Genomic DNA, 16622 nt, shown 5'->3' on the forward strand with positions numbered 1-16622 from the left:
GGGGGTCAAAAGCCTGAGCGTGAGGACCGGTCCTCAAGGACCGGCATGCACGTTTCAGTGATTAGATCAGCTTGCCCATGGCAACTGCGGTGTCCGACATGCGGTTGGAGAAGCCCCACTCGTTGTCGTACCAGGTCAGGATGCGCACGAACGTGCCTTCGAGAACCTTTGTCTGGTCGAAAGCGAAGATCGAGGAGTGGCTGTCGTGGTTGAAGTCGCGGGAAACCAGCGGTTCGTCTGTGTAGCCGAGGATGCCCTTCAGCTTGCCGTCGGCGGCAGACTTGATGGCATCGTTGATTTCGGCAACGGTGGTGGCGCGCTTCGCAACAAAGTTGAAGTCGACAACCGAGACGTTCGGGGTCGGAACGCGGATCGACGTGCCGTCGAGCTTGCCCTTCAGTTCCGGCAGAACGAGGCCGACGGCCTTGGCTGCACCGGTCGAAGTCGGGATCATCGACAGAGCCGCTGCACGGGCGCGGTAGAGGTCCTTGTGCATCGTGTCGAGGGTCGGCTGGTCGCCGGTGTAGGAATGGATCGTGGTCATGAAGCCGTGGTCGATGCCGACGGCGTCGTTCAGCACCTTGACGACCGGAACCAGGCAGTTCGTGGTGCAGGATGCGTTGGAGATGACCAGGTGGTCCTTGGTCAGCTGGTCGTCGTTGACGCCGAACACGACCGTGAGGTCGGCATTGTCGCCGGGCGCCGAGATGATGACGCGCTTGGCGCCAGCCGTCAGGTGGGCGGCGGCCTTGTCGCGGGCGGTGAAGATGCCGGTGCACTCAAGCGCGATATCGACGCCCATTTCAGCGTGCGGCAGCTGGGCCGGGTCACGCACTGCGGTCACCTTGATCGGCTTGCCGCCGGCAACGATGATCGTGTCGCCTTCGACCTTGACGTCCGCCGGGAACTTGCCGTGGATCGAGTCGTAGCGCAGCAGATGGGCATTGGTCTCGACCGGGCCGAGATCGTTGATCGCGACCACTTCAATGTCGGTGCGGCCGGATTCGACGATCGCGCGCAGGACGTTGCGGCCGATACGGCCAAAGCCGTTGATGGCAACCTTTACAGTCATAGAGTTCTCCCGAGAAAATTATGGCAAGCAGGACGGGGCGGGCGGATTGACCGTCGCCCCGTCATCGAAAATATCAAGCGAGCTTTGCTTGCGCTGCGGCGACAACGGCGTCAGCCGTGATGCCGAAGTGCTTGAAGACATCCTTGGCAGGACCCGAAGCGCCAAAGCCCTTCATGCCGACGAACGTGCCTTCCGGACCGATGAACGCATCCCAGCCTTCGCGGACAGCTGCTTCAACCGCGATCTTGACCGGCGAGTTGCCGAGGATCTCGCGGCGATAGTCGTCCGGCTGTTCGAAGAACAGTTCGGTGCAGGGCACGGAAACGACGCGTGTGCTGACGCCCTTTTCCTCAAGCGTCTTTGCCGCCGCAATCGCCAGTTCGACTTCCGAACCGGATGCGAAGATGGTCACCTTGGCATCCGCATTGCCCGAAAGCGTGTAGGCGCCGAGCGTGCAGAGGTTCTTTTCCGAATATTCGGTGCGGGCCGGTGCAAGGTTCTGACGCGTCAGCGCGAGAGCCGACGGACGATCCTTGGTTTCGAGCGCGATCTGCCAGCATTCTGCCGTCTCGGTCGCATCGGCCGGGCGGAACACCATCAGGTTCGGGATGGCGCGAAGGCTTGCCACTTGTTCAACCGGCTGGTGGGTCGGGCCATCTTCGCCAACGCCGATCGAGTCATGCGTGAGCACGTGGATGACGCGGATACCCATCAGGGACGCGAGGCGGATCGGCGGACGGCAGTAGTCCGAGAAGATCATGAAGCCGCCGCCGTAGGGGATCAGACCGCCATGCAGGGTGACGCCGTTCATGGCGGATGCCATGCCGTGTTCGCGGATGCCCCAGTGCATGTAGCGGCCGGAGAAGTCGGTCGGCGTGACCGAAATCATCTGGCTGGTCTTGGTGTTGTTCGACGGCGTCAGGTCGGCGGAGCCGCCGAGCGTTTCCGGCAGGAAGCCATTGATGACTTCCAGCACGTCCTCGGACGCCTTGCGGGTGGCGACGGTCGGCTTGGTTTCGGCAAGCTTCTTCTTGTAGTCGTTGATGGCAGTGTCGAAACCTGCAGGCAGGTCACCGGCAAAGCGGCGGTCGAACTCGGCCTTGTGGGCAGACGCTGCAAGGCGGTCTTCCCAAGCCTTGACGGCTTCCAAAGAGCGGATGCCGGCTTCGCGCCAGTCGGACAGAACGTCGTTCGGGATGACGAAGGGTTCGTATTCCCAGTTCAGGGCCTTGCGGGTCGCTGCAATTTCCTCGGCGCCGAGTGGCGAGCCGTGAACCTTGTGGCTGCCGGCCTTGTTCGGCGAACCGAAGCCGATCGTGGTCTTGCAGGCGATGAAGGTCGGGCGGTCGGACTTGTGGGCCTGCTCGATCGCGTCTGCGATGGCGGCCTGGTCGTGACCGTCGATCTCGATCGTGTTCCAGTGCACGGCTTTGAAGCGGGCGATCTGGTCCGTCGAGTCCGACAGCGACACCGCGCCGTCGATGGTGATCGAGTTGTTGTCCCAGAACAGGACCAGCTTGTTCAGCTTCAGGTGGCCGGCAAGCGCGATCGACTCGTGGGAGATGCCTTCCATCAGGCAGCCGTCGCCGTTGATCACGTATGTGTAGTGATCCTGCAGGTCGGCGCCGAATTCTTCGCGCAGCTTGCGTTCGGCGATTGCCATGCCGACGGCGTTGCCGATGCCCTGGCCAAGCGGACCAGTGGTGGTCTCGATGCCGGTCGCATGGCCATATTCCGGGTGTCCGGCAGTCTTGGAACCAAGCTGACGGAAGCCCTTCAGGTCGTCGATGGACATGTCAGGGTAGCCGGTCAGATACAGTACCGAGTACAGCAGCATCGAGCCGTGGCCGGCCGACAGCACAAAGCGGTCGCGGTCGGGCCAATGCGGCTTGGTCGGGTCGAATTTCAGGTATTTGGTAAACAGGACCGTTGCGACGTCAGCCATGCCCATGGGCATGCCCGGGTGTCCGGAATTCGCCTTTTCGACGGCATCCATGGCAAGGAAACGGATCGCATTGGCCATCCGGTCGTGTTGTTCGCGAGAAATCATGGCTAATCCACTATCGTCCGAGTGTCGGTCAGGCCCTATGATCGGGCCTCGTCAGGAAGCGTCCGATCCATATCAGGTGGGGCGCGCAAGTCAACAAAAGGCGGGCCACCGGTGGCACATAATGATCGGGTTTAGCACAGTCTGCCTGCTATTTCGGCAGGGCCGCCGAGTGCCCTTGATCAGCGATGATCCACAGTTCGATGCGGTATCGTCTGCGTGTTTTATTGACCGGCTTTCAAGCGGTGAATAGTCTACGGCGCTTGTTGGCGAGGCGCTGCCGTACGATTCGGCGCCGATCGCGACCTCACGGGATATATGCATGCCGGCAGAAAAGACGGTGGATCTGGCGCTTTCGGAACTTCGGGCTGCGATAAGCGGGCTGGAGAATGCCGTCGATGTGCGCATCGAGCAGCAAAGAGACCAGGGCGAGATGGAAGGCGAGGTCAAGCGCGTGCATGCCGATCGATCGCGCCTGGCGCAGGAACTGGACCAGTCGCAGTTTCGGGCCAATCGTCTCGAAGAGGTCAACCGCGAGGTTTCCCGCCGTCTGGTGACGGCGATGGAGACGATCCGCGCGGTTCTGGACCGGTAAGGAAAAAGAGATGGCCCAGGTAACGGTAACGATCGACGGCAAAGCCTATCGGATGGCTTGCGAAGAAGGTCAGGAACAGCACCTGACGGATCTCGCCGACCAATTCGACCGCTATGTCGGACATCTGAAGGGCCAGTTCGGCGAGATCGGTGATCTTCGCATCACGGTCATGGCCGGGATCATGATCATGGATGAGCTTTCCGAGCTGACCCGCAAGGTCGGTGCGCTCGAAGGCGAGGTGCAGTCGCTGAAATCCAACCGCGCCGGTGCCGCTGAAAACCAGAGCCGCAGCGACGAGCTTGTCGTCTCCGCCCTGAGCGAGCTTTCATCCAGACTCGAAGGCCTGACCGCCAAGCTCAACGGCCGTGTGCCGGCGAACTAAGATCGTCTCACGCCGGTGTTCAGCGTCGCTGAAAAGCCTGCAGAAAAAAATGCCTCGCGATGCCACTGGCGCGCCATCGACTTCAGCCTTATATTGAAAATGCGTTCTGCGCTTCTCGACAGGAACCACAATCCCTGGGGCCATACTCGATCCAAAGGGAGCTGTCCCTGGCCAGGCCCGTGGGCTTGGACATATGGCGCCCACCTACGTTTGTAGGCACCCAGGATCGTAAAAATCCATCGGTCGCCGCGGATCGCACCCTACAGAATTCGGGCTCGATCATTCATAATGGTCGCGCCCAAAAACGAAAAACCCCGCTCAAGGCGGGGTTTTGCACGTCTAGTCGATTGGGATGCTTACGAGCGCTTTTCGATCGAGCAGACCAGGACGCGGGAAAGAACGCGCTCATAGCCGACGATTTCGCGAGCGATCCGCATAACGCGGGCATGGTCGCCACTGGAGCTGACAACGCCTTCAAGAACAATGAAGTCGCCGGTCACGTCGACAGTGAGGTTGCTGCTGTCGAAGTTGGGGAGGTAACTCAGTTCCGTTTCGATAGCGGTCTTTTCCATCATCATGCCGTGGTCATGGGCAAAGGCGAATGAAGCGGTAGGCTGAAGGCTGCTCAAGAACATTGTCGAAACTCCCAACATGAACGTCTGATGAATGAACTGTTGTCTTACGTTTATGTTCCGAATGTGTCCGCGCTTTTTCTAATTTCTTTTTCCAGTACACGAGTTCGTCAGATTGCCAGTCCGGTTTTCCCCTGATGTGGCATCAGGCGCCCCTGTCTGACGCTTGACAATGGCCGCGCCGTTTCCGAGTAAGTCTGCGTGTTTTCAATCGGCGGACTTCTTCATGCCCAACGCAAAAGCCACGTTCGCCCGCTCGTCGCTCCTGATGCTCGTCATCGGCGCGGCCATCTTGCTCGGCATCGTGATGTCTTCTTTCTTCCTGGCGCAGATGACCAGGACCTATTTCGATGACGTTACGAAGCTGAGAGCATTGCGGGCGACCACTGCCGATCTGCTTTTGCTTGTGCAAACCGCCGAGACCGGACAGCGCGGCTACCTGCTGGTGCAGGATCCGCTGTTCCTCGAGCCCTACCGGACATCCATCGGTGCGCTGCCGCTCCAGCTGCAGAAGGTGGAGCGGACGGCGGCCAATCAGGACATAGTCAGCGTTCCGCTGGACGAGATCCGCAGCCTGATCGCGCTAAAGACCAATGAGATGCAGGAGACGCTGTCGCTCGCAAGTTCGGGTCAGGTCGAGCAGGCAGTCGCCATCGTTCGCAACCAGTCGGGCCTTGAGGCTATGCAGAAATTGCGCGCCCTGCTTGGCGGCGTGATCGGCGAACTGGATGGACACCTGATTTCCGGCATTGGCGAGATTCGCGGAAGTTCCGAAAAGCTGCAGTGGTTTACCGTCGGCGGCGGTATTCTGATCATTCTCGTTCTCGGCGGCGCGATTGCCATCGTCTTCCAGCATGTCCGCCAGCTTCAGAAGGCCCGTGCCGAGGTGGAAACCTTGAATGCCGGGTTGGAGGAGCGGGTCAACGAGCGTACCGAAGACCTCATCCAGGCAAACCGCGAGATCCAGCGATACGCCTATATCGTCTCGCACGATCTGAGAGCGCCGCTTGTCAACATCATGGGCTTTACCAGCGAGCTGGATAGTTCGCTCAAATCGATCTCCGCCTACGTGCTGGCCGATGACGTCAAGCCGAGCGAACTTCAGGTGAGGGACGCCCGGCTTGCAGTCGAGGAAGATCTTCCAGAGGCAATCGGTTTTATCCGTTCGTCGACCAAGAAGATGGATGGCCTAATCAACGCCATCCTGAAGATCTCCCGCGACGGTCGGCGTGAGCTGAAGCCGGAGCGGATCGACCTGAGCGAACTCCTGGAGGCAACTGCCGCGAGTGTCTACCATCAGGTCAACGAGGGCGGCGGCGAAGTGGCGATTTCCACGTCGGCCGCAAAGACCCTCGTCACCGACCGGTTCTCGCTGGAGCAGGTTTTCGGTAACCTGTTCGACAATGCGGTCAAATACCAGCATCCCGACCGGCCGCTGGCGCTGTCAATCACGTCAACGCCGCTCGGGCGAAGCTTTGTCCGGATCGAGGTTGCCGATAACGGGCGCGGCATTGCGCCGGAAGACCACGAACGGGTGTTCGAGCTGTTCCGCCGTTCCGGCGTGCAGAACCAGCCCGGCGAGGGCATCGGCCTTGCGCATGTGCGATCATTAGTCAGAAATTTAGGTGGCGAGATTACGATCACGTCAACCTTGGGCGGCGGTGCGACATTCATCATCCGTCTGCCCACCGATCTGTCCCAATATGTCAGGAGTCATGGGTCATGAATGCTGCCGGCAAAGAAGTTACCATCGTTATGGTCGAGGACGACGAGGGGCATGCGCGCCTCATCGAAAAGAATGTCCGTCGAGCAGGCGTCAACAACGAGATCGTACCGTTCACGAACGGAAACGCAGCGCTCGATTATATTCTCGGCGCTGACCGCCTGGGAGCGGCCAATGCGGATCGGTATTTGCTGATCCTTCTCGACCTCAACCTCCCCGATATGTCGGGTATTGACATACTTGAGAAGGTGAAGTCCAACCCTCACTCGAAGCGACTGCCTGTGGTCATCTTGACCACGACCGACGACGAGCGAGAGATCCAGCGGTGCTACGATCTCGGTGCCAACGTTTATATAACGAAGCCAGTGGATTATGAGAGTTTCGCGCACGCCATCAGACAGCTCGGTCTGTTCTTTGCCGTGATGCAGATTCCCGGACAATGACGAGACGTGATGCAGCACACCATTCTCTACGTCGATGACGACCTTGCCCTTGCGCGGCTTGCCGTGCGCAATCTGGGTCGCTTCGGCTATCAGGTCGTCCATGCCGTGGATCTGTCCGCGGCAATGGAGACCGTTGAGAAGGGTGGCGTACACGCAGTGGTTCTCGACCACTATCTCAGCACCGGTACCGGCCTCGAAATCCTTCACAGGCTGAACGAGATGGGGGCGGGGCTCCCGGTCATCTATGTCACCGGTTCAAGCGATGCGACGATTGCGATCGATGCGCTGAAGAACGGTGCGTCCGACTACGTCATCAAGACGGTGGGCGACGAGTTCTGGCCGCTGATGCAGAGCGCGATCGGCCAGGGGATTGCGACCGCCGAGCTTCGCCGCGCAAAGGAGCGCGCCGATCAGGAGATCCGGCTTGGCAAGGAACGCGCCGAGGTGCTGTTGACGGAAGTCAACCACCGCGTCGCCAACAGCCTGGCGCTGGTCGCCGCGCTGATCCGTCTCCAGGTGTCGAGCAGCAAGAACGACGACGTCAAGGCGGCCCTGTCGGAGACGCAGGCGCGCATCTCCGCGATCGCCGGCATGCACCGCAGCCTCTACACGTCCGACGACGTGCGCCAGGTGGAGATGGACAAGTATCTCGGCACTCTGGTCAAGGAAGTCCAGGGTACGGTCAACGATCACCAGAGCGCGACGATCCTTTTGCAGGCCGACGAACTCTCGCTGAAGTCCGACCGGGCCGTCTCCGTCGGGATGATCGTGACCGAACTTCTCACCAATGCGCTGAAATATGCTTATCCGCCGGGCGCTGAGGGCGAGGTTCGCGTGCTTCTCAAGCGGCAGGATGATGACAAGGCGCTGCTTGCGGTGGAGGACGACGGCGTCGGCTGGAAGGAAGGCGACATGCCGAAGGGCACGGGTCTTGGCAGTCGAATCGTCAAGTCGATGGCGGCAACGCTTGGTGCTTCCATCCAGTATGTGCCGCGCGAAAGCGGCACTCGCGCCGAACTGCTGATCGACCTGACGGCGTGATTTCTCCCTTTCCGACCGGACGCTCGCAAGTTCCACAGTGACGGCCATTGCATTGGACGCATGCTGACCCTATGATTTCCACCGCGAGCGAAGGTGCATAGCTCCGAGAACCCCCAAGGATTGCGGGCGGTTTTCCGAACTGTGCGCGAAGCAGCGCCGACGCTCCCATAGGGTGCGTTCGATAACGGTTCTCGTTGAAGTGGGCCGTGGCGTCAGTTTTGCAGGCAGGATATTGTTCCAGATTAAGAGCCCCTTTTGTTAACCGAAATATTCATCGTCGTTGCACTCACCATTCTCAATGGTGTCCTCGCAATGTCGGAACTTGCCGTCGTGTCCTCGCGTCCCGTGCGCCTCCGGGTCATGGCAGAGCAGGGAAATCGTGGCGCAGCTGCCGCCATCAAGCTGGCTGAAGATCCAGGCCGCTTCCTTTCCTCCGTTCAGATCGGCATCACTCTTGTCGGCGTTCTCTCCGGTGCGTTTTCCGGTGCAACGCTCGGCACCCGTCTGACCAACTGGCTGTCCGAGCAGGGTATGCCGCAAAACTTCGCCGACTGGCTCGGCGTCGGCGGTGTCGTTGTGGTCATCACCTATATGTCGCTGATTGTCGGCGAACTCGTGCCGAAGCAGATCGCATTGCGGGCGCCTGAGCTCGTGGCCGCCAAAGTGGCGCCGGCGATGAAGATGGTCGCGACAATCGGTGCCCCGGTCGTGTGGTTTCTCGACATCTCGGGTCGGTTTCTTCTGGCCCTTCTCGGCCAGAGCGGGGAATCGAACGAGAAAGTCACCGACGAGGAAATCCGCACCGTGCTTGCCGAGGCACATAGCGCGGGCGTGATCGAGACCGAGGAATCGGCGATGATCTCCGGCGTCATGCGACTGGCCGACCGTACCGCGCGCGGCCTCATGACGCCACGCCGCGATGTGGAGGTGCTCGATACCGAAGATGAGCCGGAAGAGCTTCGTGCCCAGCTGCGGGCGACGACACGCTCGCGTCTGCCTGTACGCAAGGGCTCGTCGGACGAGATCCAGGGCGTGCTCTTCGTCAAGGACGCCTATGAATTCATGGCCGGCGGCAGGGGCGGCGATCCCGCCTCGCTGATGCGCGAAGCGCCTGTCGTTTCCGACCTGACCGGCGCGCTCGACGTCATTCAGGCTTTGCGCAAGTCCCCGGCGCACATGGTTCTCGTCTATGACGAATACGGCCATTTCGAAGGTATCATCACCTCCGGCGACGTGCTCGAAGCCATTACCGGCGTGTTTCAGGAGGACGAGGTTGAAGAACCCGCCATCGTCGCGCGCGACGACGGATCCTATCTCGTCGCCGGCTGGATGGCAGTCGACGAGTTCTCCGCGCAGATGGGCGTGCCGATCGAGGATGACCCGGGTTACGAGACCGTTGCAGGCTTCGTTCTCGACGAGCTGAAGCATCTGCCGGAACTGGGCGAGAAGTTCACAACACGAGGCTGGACCTTCGAGGTGATCGATCTCGACGGACGTCGTATCGACAAGCTGCTGCTCAGCCGAGCACCAGACTGACGGTACGGGACCGATGAGCGAGGCTTTTTCCGACAATCGCATGCGCAAGACGGAACTGCGGCGCCAGAGCCTCGCCGCGAGAGACGCTCTGTCTATTTCGGATAGGGTCGGAAAGAACCAGGCGCTTGCCGTTCATGGCGCCGGGGCAATCGAGTTGCATACCGGAGCGATCGTGTCGGGCTTTCTGCCGATCCGATCCGAGGTGGATCTCCATCCTCTGATGGCATTGCTGCGGGATCGCGGCGGGCGCATCTGCGTGCCGGTCGTCCTCGACAAGGAAACGATCGTGTTTCGCGAACTGACGCCTGAGACGGTGCTTGTGCCCGGTACGTTCGGGACCTCGGGTCCTCGACCCGAGGCGGAAGAACTCGAGCCCGAGATCATGCTCGTGCCATTAGCCGCATTCGATGCGCGGGGCCACCGGATCGGCTATGGCGGCGGATATTATGACCGGGCCATTCACCGTTTGCGCGAAAAAGGCTTGAACCCGCGGTTGATCGGCATTGCATTCGACTGCCAGGAAGTGGCATCAGTGCCTGAAGAACCTCATGATATGAAGCTCGATGCCGTCTTGACCGAAAGCGGCTATCGGCCGTTCGCGGATATGCTCGCGTAGATTGGACAAGCATGCGTCTTTTGTTTCTGGGTGACATGGTCGGCAAAACCGGCCGTACGGCGGTTTGGGACAAGTTGCCGGGGCTGGTGTCCGACCTGAAACTCGACTTCGTCATCGTCAACGGCGAGAATGCCGCTGGTGGCTTCGGCATTACCGAGGAGATCTTTCTCGAGACGATCAATGCCGGTGCCGACGTCGTCACCACCGGCAACCATGTCTGGGACCAGAAGGAAGCCGTCGGCTTTGCCGGTCGCCACGACCAGTTCCTGCGCCCGGCCAACTATCCGGCCGGCACGCCCGGCAAGGGATCCGGCATCTTCTACGGCCGCAACGGCGCGCGCATCCTCGTCGCCAACATCATGGGCCGGGTCTTCATGCATCCGGAACTCGACGATCCCTTCAAGTCCGCCGAGGCGATCCTTGCCGCGGCCCCGCTGAAGGAACAGGCGGATGCCATCATCTTCGACTTCCATGCGGAAGCCACCAGCGAAAAGCAGTGTTTCGGCCATTTCGTCGATGGTCGTGCGTCGCTCGTCGTCGGCACGCACACGCATGTGCCGACCGCCGACTGCCAGATCCTGAACGGCGGCACCGGCTACATGTCGGATGCCGGAATGTGCGGCGACTACGACTCGTCGCTTGGCATGGACAAGGAAGAGCCGCTCAACCGGTTCATCTCGAAAATGCCGAAAGGCCGTTTCGAGGCGGCAAACGGCCCCGCAACGATCTGCGGTCTCGGCATCGAGATTTCCGACACCACGGGACTGGCCGAGAAGATCGAGCCGCTCCGGATCGGGCCGCGGCTCGCGGAGACCATTCCGAGCTTCTGGCGGTAGAATGGTTCGGGCGCTGCTTCTGTTTGCGGTTCTGATGCTTCCGGTTTTCGGGGCATCGGCACAGCAAAGCGTCCAGCCTTCAGCCGCAACGTGGGCTCAGAAGAAGTGCAGTTTCTACGCCAAAGCCTGGCAAGACCTGCTTTCCATGTCCAAAGATCGGGACATTACCCGCGCCTTTATCGATGGAAACAATGCTTTTATTGCAGCCGGCTGCTCCAACGGTGCGGATGTGTGCCCGTCGTCCAAGGGTGATATCGATCTTGCCAATCGCCTCACCATGGCCGCGATGAACTTTGGGACAGCGAGCTCATTTCTGCCCTTCGTCTGCCGGACGCGTTGAGGCGCTAACCACTCAATGACATGATTGTGAGACGACCACGGCGCTTCGTCGCTGGACGCTTCGCCATGCTTGCCGCATCCTGAGCCCCGGAATGGCATGAACGCATCGGCTCGATTTTTCGCAACGCGGTTCGGGGTGTGGCATGAAGCTGCGAACGCTGGCATTCGGTTTTTCGGCTCTCATTCTATCCGCCATATCGGCGCTGGCGCAGGAGGGCGGGTTGCCGGTCAGCCAATGCCAGGCGATTGCGCAGAACCTGCCGGGCGAGAATTTCCCCCATGTCCGCTATGCCAGCTTCAATCCCTCGGGTCCCACGCTTGCGCCAGTCATCAAACCGGTAAACCTGTCGGCGCGGGAAGAGGTGAAGATAACCTTCGTCGGCCACTCGACCTATTTTATCGAGAGCCCCGACGGTATCGGCATCGCCACCGATTACAGCGGCGTTCACCAGCCGTCGCGGATGCCTGACGTGGTGACGATGAACAAGGCGCATTCCACCCACTACACGATGATGCCGGATCCTGCGATCGCCCACGTGATGCGCGGATGGAGCGATGTGCCGGGTGAAAAGGCCGAGCATCGGGAAATGGTCGGGGATGTCTATATCCGCAATGTCGTCTCGGATATCCGCAACTGGGGCGGCGGGATCGAGCCGGACGGCAACTCGATCTTCATCTTCGAAGTCGCCGGTCTCTGCATCGGGCATCTCGGCCACCTGCATTTCGAACTCAACGAACAGCAGTACACGCAGATCGGTCGGCTCGATATTCTGATGGTGCCGGTCGATGGTGGTTTGACGATGGGGGCGGACAGCATGAGCCGCGTCGTTCAACGGCTGCGGTCGTCGCTGATCCTGCCGATGCACCGTTTCGGACCGCCGCTCGAGCGGTTCCTGTCGATGTTCGACGGCAAGTTCGAGATCGCCTACGCGCCAAGCGAGACGATCACCGTGTCGATGCGCAGCCTGCCGAAGAAGCCGACGATCATGGTGCCGCGAGGGCTGTGACAGGGGCTGTTTAAGCCCCTGTCTTTCGTTTGATCAGGCGTGACGCGTGAAGGTCAGGCGCTTGTTGACGCCGACTTCCGGCATCTTCTCGTCGTTGAGGTTCGCCTTGGCGATTTCCCAGCCGAACTTGAGCGTGCTGTCGGTCGACGCCCAGATTTCGGCGTCGTCGACGCGGAAGGCCAGCATGGTCAGATGCGGATCGGACTTACCGTGTTCGTACCAGGCAGCCGTCACGGCGCTCCAGTATTCATCGATCTTCGCCTCGTCCTTGCGGACTTCCAGGGTGCCCGAGAGGCAGGCGTGGTAATCGTGATCCTTGCCGACCACGTTGAAGTGGGCGCGGGAGGCTGTGCCGAGCGCCTTCACCAGATCCGTATCGGTCCTGGTATAGAACCAGATCGTGTTGGTCTCGGAATCGACATTCGGCGCCATCGGCTGGAAGTGGATGTGCGCACCTTCGATGCCGAGCATGCCCGCATGGATTCCGTTGATTTCGTCCCACATCTGACGTTCGGGGGCTTCGCGTGCTTCGGTAAGGCTCGCCATCTATAATTCTCCTTCTTTGTCGTGCGGTTGAAGAACGGAGGCGGGGCGGGGTTTGTTCCTCATCCGAAAGGCTCTTGAACGGCCTCCGCTTCGAAACTATAAGGCGGCACAATTCCAGATAATGATGCAGACAGGGGTGCCATGGCTGGCCATTCACAGTTCAAGAACATCATGCACCGCAAGGGCAAGCAGGACGGTATCCGTTCCAAGATGTTCTCCAAGCTTGCACGCGAAATCACCGTTGCGGCAAAATCCGGTCTACCCGACCCGGATATGAACGCGGCGCTGCGCCTTGCCGTTCAAAACGCCAAAGCGCAGTCGATGCCGAAGGACAATATCGACCGCGCCATCAAGAAGGCGTCGGGCGCCGATGCTGAGAACTATGACGCGGTGCGTTACGAGGGCTACGGTCCCGGCGGCACAGCCGTGATCGTCGAAGCGCTGACCGATAACCGCAATCGTACCGCCTCCAACGTCCGCTCGATCTTTACCAAGGCCGGCGGCGCTCTTGGCGAAACCGGTTCGGTGTCCTTCTCCTTCGACCATGTCGGCGAGATCACCTACAAGGCGTCGGTCGGCGATGCGGATACGGTCATGGAAGCTGCGATCGAAGCGGGTGCCGACGATGTGATTTCCGACGAGGAAGGCCACACGATCATCTGCGGGTTTGAGGCGCTCGGTGAAGTCTCCAAGGCGCTCGACGCCACGCTCGGTGGTGCCGAGACCGTCAAGTCGATCTGGAAGCCGCAGAACACGATCGAAGTCGACGAGGAACGCGCGCTGTCGCTGATGAAGCTGATCGGCAATCTCGAAGACGACGACGACGTGCAGAACGTCTATTCGAACTTCGAAGTCTCGGATGAGGTCATGGCCAAGTTGTCGGCCTGATCGCCTCTCTAGTCCTGAAATGAAGCGGGCCGGTCGTTGAGACCGGCCCGTATTCGTTTACGCGGCTCGCTGCAGCTGGCTATCCATCAGCGACAGCTGCGAAAACAATTCCACCGAGCGGAGACGCTTGTCGATATCGTGGATCGGCATCGAGATGATGAGCTCGTCGGCCTGGGTTTCGGCCAGGAACTCACCAAGCTTGCGTTCGATGGTTCGCGGCGAGCCGACCGCTGCGTAGCGCAACGTGTGCTCCACATTCATCTTCTCCATCGGCGTCCAGAATCCGTCCATCGTATCGAGCGGTTTCGGGAAAAGGCCGCGGACGTTCTTGCGCAGGTTGACAAACTGCTGCTGCGACGAGGTGAAGAGCCTGTTTGCTTCCTCATCCGTATCTGCTGCCACACCCATGACACCGGCCATCACATACGGTTTGTCGAGATCCGCCGAGGGCTGGAAGCGATCGCGGTAGATGGCGATCGCGTCGAGCAGCATATCTGGCGCAAAGTGCGAGGCAAACGCGTAGGGGAGACCCAAAGCGGCCGCCACGTGGGCGCTGTAGGTCGAGGAGCCGAGCAGCCAGATCGGCACATTCGCCTCGGTTCCCGGCACGGCAAGGATTGCCTGGTTCGGGACGGGCGTTCCGAGCAGATGCTTGAGCTCGACGATATCCTGCGGGAAGTTCTCCGCGCCGGCATCGAGATTGCGTCTCAGCGCATTTGCCGTTCGCATGTCGGTTCCGGGCGCACGGCCGAGGCCGAGATCGACGCGGCCGGGGAGCAGCGCTTCCAGCGTGCCGAACTGTTCGGCGATCACGAGGGGAGAGTGGTTCGGCAGCATGATGCCACCGGAGCCAACCCGGATGGTCTTGGTCGCGGCCCCGACATGGGCGATGACGAGCGCCGTAGCAGCGCTGGCAATGCCCGGCATGCCATGGTGTTCGGCAAGCCAGAGACGGTTATAGCCATGCTGTTCGGCCTTGATCGCAAGCCTGCGGGACTGGTCGAGAGCCTGGCTGACGGAATACCCTTCGCCGATCAGCGAAAGGTCGAGAATGGAAAACGGGATCATCGGCATATCCTGAAATGGATAGGAAAACGTGTTCTCCCTATCTAGGCAGCCGGTCTTGCAAATACGACCCCGCCGGCGATGAAAGTCGCTAGGCGGGGTCGGTGGAGGTCCGACAGTGAGGTCGCTGCCTCAGGTCTTGATCAGGCGCAGGAAGGGCTTGCGACCTCCCGACGACGGGGGCGATCCTTCAGGCGGAAAGACTGGCGGCGCCGGCAAAATGGTCACGTCGGAGTAGCGTGCGGCAGCGCGATCGATCTCGCCGATGCTGCGGTTCAGGCTGTCGAGAACAAGCGGCGTGGTCAGGATTTCGGGGGCCTGGGCATCCTTTGCCTTGGCCATTTCGTCGAGTTCGCCACGGATAGCCTCGGCCTCGGCCGCCTGAGCATCGGCGGATTCGGTCAGTTCCTCGACATTCTGGGCCAATGCATCGACGTAAAGGCCGATCGCACGCAGTTCGCGCTCGATCTCTTCGGTCTTGGCGCGGATTGCGCTCATGCCTGTAGCACTGGGCGTGCCGGCCGACAGTTCCATAGTCTCGATCAGCTTCAACGCGGCAGCAACCGCTTCGCGCGGTCGGCGCATGTCGAGCTTGGTGTTGTGGGCGATCGTGCCGACATGACGGGTAATTGCCTGACGCTGCTTGGCGCTTCTCTCATGCGCGCTGGTCTTTGACTTGGCGCGGGTAATTCTGTCTGCCTGATCCTGGCGGGCCTGAGCCTGGCTGCGCAGGATGGCGGCCATGGCTTCGGTGTCGGCCCGCATCGTCTCGACACTCGAAACGACGGTGCCGATGGTCCGGTCGATTGTTGCGAGTCCACGATTGAAATCGCGGCGCATGCCCTCGAAACGCAGGGGCATGGGTTCATCAAGTGTGGTGCGGATATCACCGCTTGCAAAGCGGCGCAGACCGCCGTCCAGGATGTCGGCGGTTCTGCGAAGATCGCGCAGCTCGGTCTCATTCCGATCATAGTCCCGTATCATTCGGGCGCCTCCTCGTGATTCTTAAGAAACCCTTTGTGACGAACCAACGCCATTAGGAAAAGGTTGTTGCGGTTGGATCACCACTTCTGCCCAAAACGATGCGGTTATGGTTAACAAAATATGAACGCTTCCGACGGCTTCGGTCCGCATGTTGGCCTTCAGAGTCACTCCGCGTTTCGGCCTTGGCGCAGGATTCCCGGCGTGACACAACAGTTGCCATGACAAAACCGATTCGCATCATCGGCATCGATCCGGGGCTTCGCCGCACAGGGTGGGGTGTTATCGAGACACTGGGAAACTCGTTGCGCTTTGTGGCATCGGGGACGGTCGTGTCCGACGGTGACATCGACCTCGCCTCGCGCCTCTGCCAGCTGCACGATGGTCTGGCCGAAGTTGTGCATACCTACACGCCAGACGAGGCGGCGGTCGAGCAGACGTTCGTCAACAAGGATGCGGTGGCGACGCTGAAGCTTGGTCAGGCGCGTGGCGTCGTGATGCTGGTGCCGGCGCGTGCCGGGTTGCCTGTTTCGGAATATGCGCCAAACGCTGTCAAGAAAGCGGTCATCGGCGTTGGCCACGGCGAGAAGCAGCAGATCCACATGATGGTGAAGATTCTGATGCCGAAGGCGGAGTTCAAGGGTAATGATGCCGCCGACGCGCTGGCGATCGCCATCTGCCACGCCCATAACCGCGTTGCAAACCGCATGCGCCAAGCTTTGGCCGGCTGACGCATCAGCCTCCTCTGTTCTTGACTTGTTCTGACGCCCTCAGTAGGTATTTCGGCAGAGGCCGTACGCTCGCATCGGCTTCTAACGCGCGATGCAGCGCGCTATCGTGCCTGTTTCCCGATGCTCGGCATCATGATTTCCG

At 60.5% G+C, this 16622-nt stretch carries 18 protein-coding genes and 1 other RNA gene; 13 read left to right on the forward strand and 6 right to left on the reverse strand.

Annotation, left to right across the window (positions count from 1 at the left end):
- Positions 1-61 precede the first annotated feature (61 nt).
- Entirely contained in the window at positions 62-1072 is a 1011-nt protein-coding gene (gene gap / locus IFT59_RS03110; protein WP_062460824.1) for a type I glyceraldehyde-3-phosphate dehydrogenase, read from the reverse strand.
- 73 nt (positions 1073-1145) lie between these two features.
- Positions 1146-3122: a transketolase gene (tkt, locus tag IFT59_RS03115; RefSeq protein ID WP_192086064.1), complete on the reverse strand. Its 1977-nt coding sequence runs from the start codon at positions 3120-3122 to the stop codon at positions 1146-1148.
- Positions 3123-3441: 319 nt separating this feature from the next.
- Here tkt and IFT59_RS03120 point away from each other — a divergent pair, with 319 nt between their 5' ends.
- The 3 genes from IFT59_RS03120 (at position 3442) to ssrS (ending at position 4355) form a co-directional block, all read left to right on the forward strand.
- Positions 3442-3714: a DUF4164 domain-containing protein gene (locus IFT59_RS03120; protein ID WP_062460818.1), complete on the forward strand. Its 273-nt coding sequence runs from the start codon at positions 3442-3444 to the stop codon at positions 3712-3714.
- 10 nt (positions 3715-3724) lie between these two features.
- Positions 3725-4096: a cell division protein ZapA gene (locus IFT59_RS03125; protein WP_062460814.1), complete on the forward strand. Its 372-nt coding sequence runs from the start codon at positions 3725-3727 to the stop codon at positions 4094-4096.
- Positions 4097-4196: 100 nt separating this feature from the next.
- Positions 4197-4355: non-coding RNA, 6S RNA (gene ssrS / locus IFT59_RS03130), on the forward strand.
- Positions 4356-4452: 97 nt separating this feature from the next.
- On the opposite strand, the gene IFT59_RS03135 is transcribed toward ssrS, so the two are convergent.
- Positions 4453-4731 carry a BON domain-containing protein gene (locus tag IFT59_RS03135; RefSeq protein WP_062460811.1) on the reverse strand — a complete coding sequence of 93 codons (279 nt, stop codon included), beginning with the start codon at positions 4729-4731 and terminating at the stop codon, positions 4453-4455.
- Positions 4732-4954: 223 nt separating this feature from the next.
- On the opposite strand from IFT59_RS03135, the gene IFT59_RS03140 reads away from it, so the two are divergent.
- The 8 genes from IFT59_RS03140 to IFT59_RS03175 all read left to right on the forward strand — a co-directional run bounded on the left by IFT59_RS03140 (position 4955) and on the right by IFT59_RS03175 (position 12269).
- Positions 4955-6454: a sensor histidine kinase gene (locus tag IFT59_RS03140; protein WP_192086065.1), complete on the forward strand. Its 1500-nt coding sequence runs from the start codon at positions 4955-4957 to the stop codon at positions 6452-6454.
- Positions 6451-6894, forward strand: coding sequence for a response regulator (locus IFT59_RS03145; RefSeq protein ID WP_062460808.1), 444 nt, complete (start codon positions 6451-6453; stop codon positions 6892-6894). Before IFT59_RS03140 ends, IFT59_RS03145 begins: the two co-directional genes overlap by 4 nt.
- A 9-nt stretch (positions 6895-6903) precedes the next feature.
- Positions 6904-7935 (forward strand): sensor histidine kinase, encoded by a 1032-nt coding sequence (locus IFT59_RS03150; RefSeq protein ID WP_062460805.1) that lies wholly within the window; start codon positions 6904-6906, stop codon positions 7933-7935.
- 255 nt (positions 7936-8190) lie between these two features.
- A complete protein-coding gene (locus IFT59_RS03155) occupies positions 8191-9471 on the forward strand; it encodes a hemolysin family protein (protein WP_082476442.1) in 1281 nt (426 codons plus the stop codon).
- A gap of 13 nt (positions 9472-9484) precedes the next feature.
- Positions 9485-10087 (forward strand): 5-formyltetrahydrofolate cyclo-ligase, encoded by a 603-nt coding sequence (locus tag IFT59_RS03160; RefSeq protein ID WP_249407470.1) that lies wholly within the window; start codon positions 9485-9487, stop codon positions 10085-10087.
- An 11-nt stretch (positions 10088-10098) separates the two neighbouring features.
- On the forward strand, positions 10099-10923 hold the full coding sequence (locus tag IFT59_RS03165) for a TIGR00282 family metallophosphoesterase (protein ID WP_062460799.1): 825 nt from the start codon (positions 10099-10101) through the stop codon (positions 10921-10923).
- Positions 10924-11068: 145 nt separating this feature from the next.
- The gene (locus IFT59_RS03170; RefSeq protein WP_156461898.1) at positions 11069-11263 is read left to right on the forward strand and encodes a hypothetical protein; all 195 of its coding nucleotides are present in this window, start codon (positions 11069-11071) and stop codon (positions 11261-11263) included.
- Between the two features lie 142 nt (positions 11264-11405).
- On the forward strand, positions 11406-12269 hold the full coding sequence (locus IFT59_RS03175; protein WP_192086066.1) for an MBL fold metallo-hydrolase: 864 nt from the start codon (positions 11406-11408) through the stop codon (positions 12267-12269).
- A 33-nt stretch (positions 12270-12302) separates the two neighbouring features.
- Here the strand turns inward: IFT59_RS03175 and IFT59_RS03180 are convergent, their stop codons facing one another.
- Complete coding sequence (locus IFT59_RS03180) at positions 12303-12815, reverse strand: pyridoxamine 5'-phosphate oxidase family protein (RefSeq protein ID WP_192086067.1); 513 nt, start codon at positions 12813-12815, stop codon at positions 12303-12305.
- A gap of 141 nt (positions 12816-12956) precedes the next feature.
- Between IFT59_RS03180 and IFT59_RS03185 the strand changes: the two genes are divergently transcribed.
- Positions 12957-13703 (forward strand): YebC/PmpR family DNA-binding transcriptional regulator, encoded by a 747-nt coding sequence (locus IFT59_RS03185; protein ID WP_062460788.1) that lies wholly within the window; start codon positions 12957-12959, stop codon positions 13701-13703.
- Positions 13704-13760: 57 nt separating this feature from the next.
- Here IFT59_RS03185 and IFT59_RS03190 read toward each other — a convergent pair whose 3' ends face one another.
- Positions 13761-14771 (reverse strand): LLM class flavin-dependent oxidoreductase, encoded by a 1011-nt coding sequence (locus tag IFT59_RS03190; protein ID WP_062461844.1) that lies wholly within the window; start codon positions 14769-14771, stop codon positions 13761-13763.
- A 129-nt stretch (positions 14772-14900) separates the two neighbouring features.
- Positions 14901-15752, reverse strand: a complete 852-nt coding sequence (locus IFT59_RS03195; RefSeq protein ID WP_192086068.1) for a methyl-accepting chemotaxis protein — start codon at positions 15750-15752, stop codon at positions 14901-14903.
- 218 nt (positions 15753-15970) lie between these two features.
- Here IFT59_RS03195 and ruvC point away from each other — a divergent pair, with 218 nt between their 5' ends.
- Complete coding sequence (gene ruvC, locus IFT59_RS03200) at positions 15971-16480, forward strand: crossover junction endodeoxyribonuclease RuvC (RefSeq protein ID WP_062460782.1); 510 nt, start codon at positions 15971-15973, stop codon at positions 16478-16480.
- Positions 16481-16622 lie beyond the last annotated feature (142 nt).

This window comes from Rhizobium sp. CFBP 8752, assembly GCF_014842035.1.
Taxonomy (GTDB): Bacteria; Pseudomonadota; Alphaproteobacteria; order Rhizobiales; family Rhizobiaceae; genus Neorhizobium; species Neorhizobium soli.

Coding starts and splice junctions, on each gene's coding strand:
- tkt (WP_192086064.1), bottom strand. CDS start 3,122: ATGATTTCTCGCGAACAACACGACCGGATGGCCAATGCGATCCGTTTC.
- IFT59_RS03175 (WP_192086066.1), top strand. CDS start 11,406: ATGAAGCTGCGAACGCTGGCATTCGGTTTTTCGGCTCTCATTCTATCC.
- IFT59_RS03145 (WP_062460808.1), top strand. CDS start 6,451: ATGAATGCTGCCGGCAAAGAAGTTACCATCGTTATGGTCGAGGACGAC.
- gap (WP_062460824.1), bottom strand. CDS start 1,072: ATGACTGTAAAGGTTGCCATCAACGGCTTTGGCCGTATCGGCCGCAAC.
- IFT59_RS03140 (WP_192086065.1), top strand. CDS start 4,955: ATGCCCAACGCAAAAGCCACGTTCGCCCGCTCGTCGCTCCTGATGCTC.
- IFT59_RS03185 (WP_062460788.1), top strand. CDS start 12,957: ATGGCTGGCCATTCACAGTTCAAGAACATCATGCACCGCAAGGGCAAG.
- IFT59_RS03160 (WP_249407470.1), top strand. CDS start 9,485: ATGAGCGAGGCTTTTTCCGACAATCGCATGCGCAAGACGGAACTGCGG.
- IFT59_RS03180 (WP_192086067.1), bottom strand. CDS start 12,815: ATGGCGAGCCTTACCGAAGCACGCGAAGCCCCCGAACGTCAGATGTGG.
- ruvC (WP_062460782.1), top strand. CDS start 15,971: ATGACAAAACCGATTCGCATCATCGGCATCGATCCGGGGCTTCGCCGC.
- IFT59_RS03165 (WP_062460799.1), top strand. CDS start 10,099: ATGCGTCTTTTGTTTCTGGGTGACATGGTCGGCAAAACCGGCCGTACG.
- IFT59_RS03150 (WP_062460805.1), top strand. CDS start 6,904: ATGCAGCACACCATTCTCTACGTCGATGACGACCTTGCCCTTGCGCGG.
- IFT59_RS03135 (WP_062460811.1), bottom strand. CDS start 4,731: ATGTTCTTGAGCAGCCTTCAGCCTACCGCTTCATTCGCCTTTGCCCAT.
- IFT59_RS03120 (WP_062460818.1), top strand. CDS start 3,442: ATGCCGGCAGAAAAGACGGTGGATCTGGCGCTTTCGGAACTTCGGGCT.
- IFT59_RS03125 (WP_062460814.1), top strand. CDS start 3,725: ATGGCCCAGGTAACGGTAACGATCGACGGCAAAGCCTATCGGATGGCT.
- IFT59_RS03170 (WP_156461898.1), top strand. CDS start 11,069: ATGTCCAAAGATCGGGACATTACCCGCGCCTTTATCGATGGAAACAAT.
- IFT59_RS03195 (WP_192086068.1), bottom strand. CDS start 15,752: ATGATACGGGACTATGATCGGAATGAGACCGAGCTGCGCGATCTTCGC.
- IFT59_RS03190 (WP_062461844.1), bottom strand. CDS start 14,771: ATGATCCCGTTTTCCATTCTCGACCTTTCGCTGATCGGCGAAGGGTAT.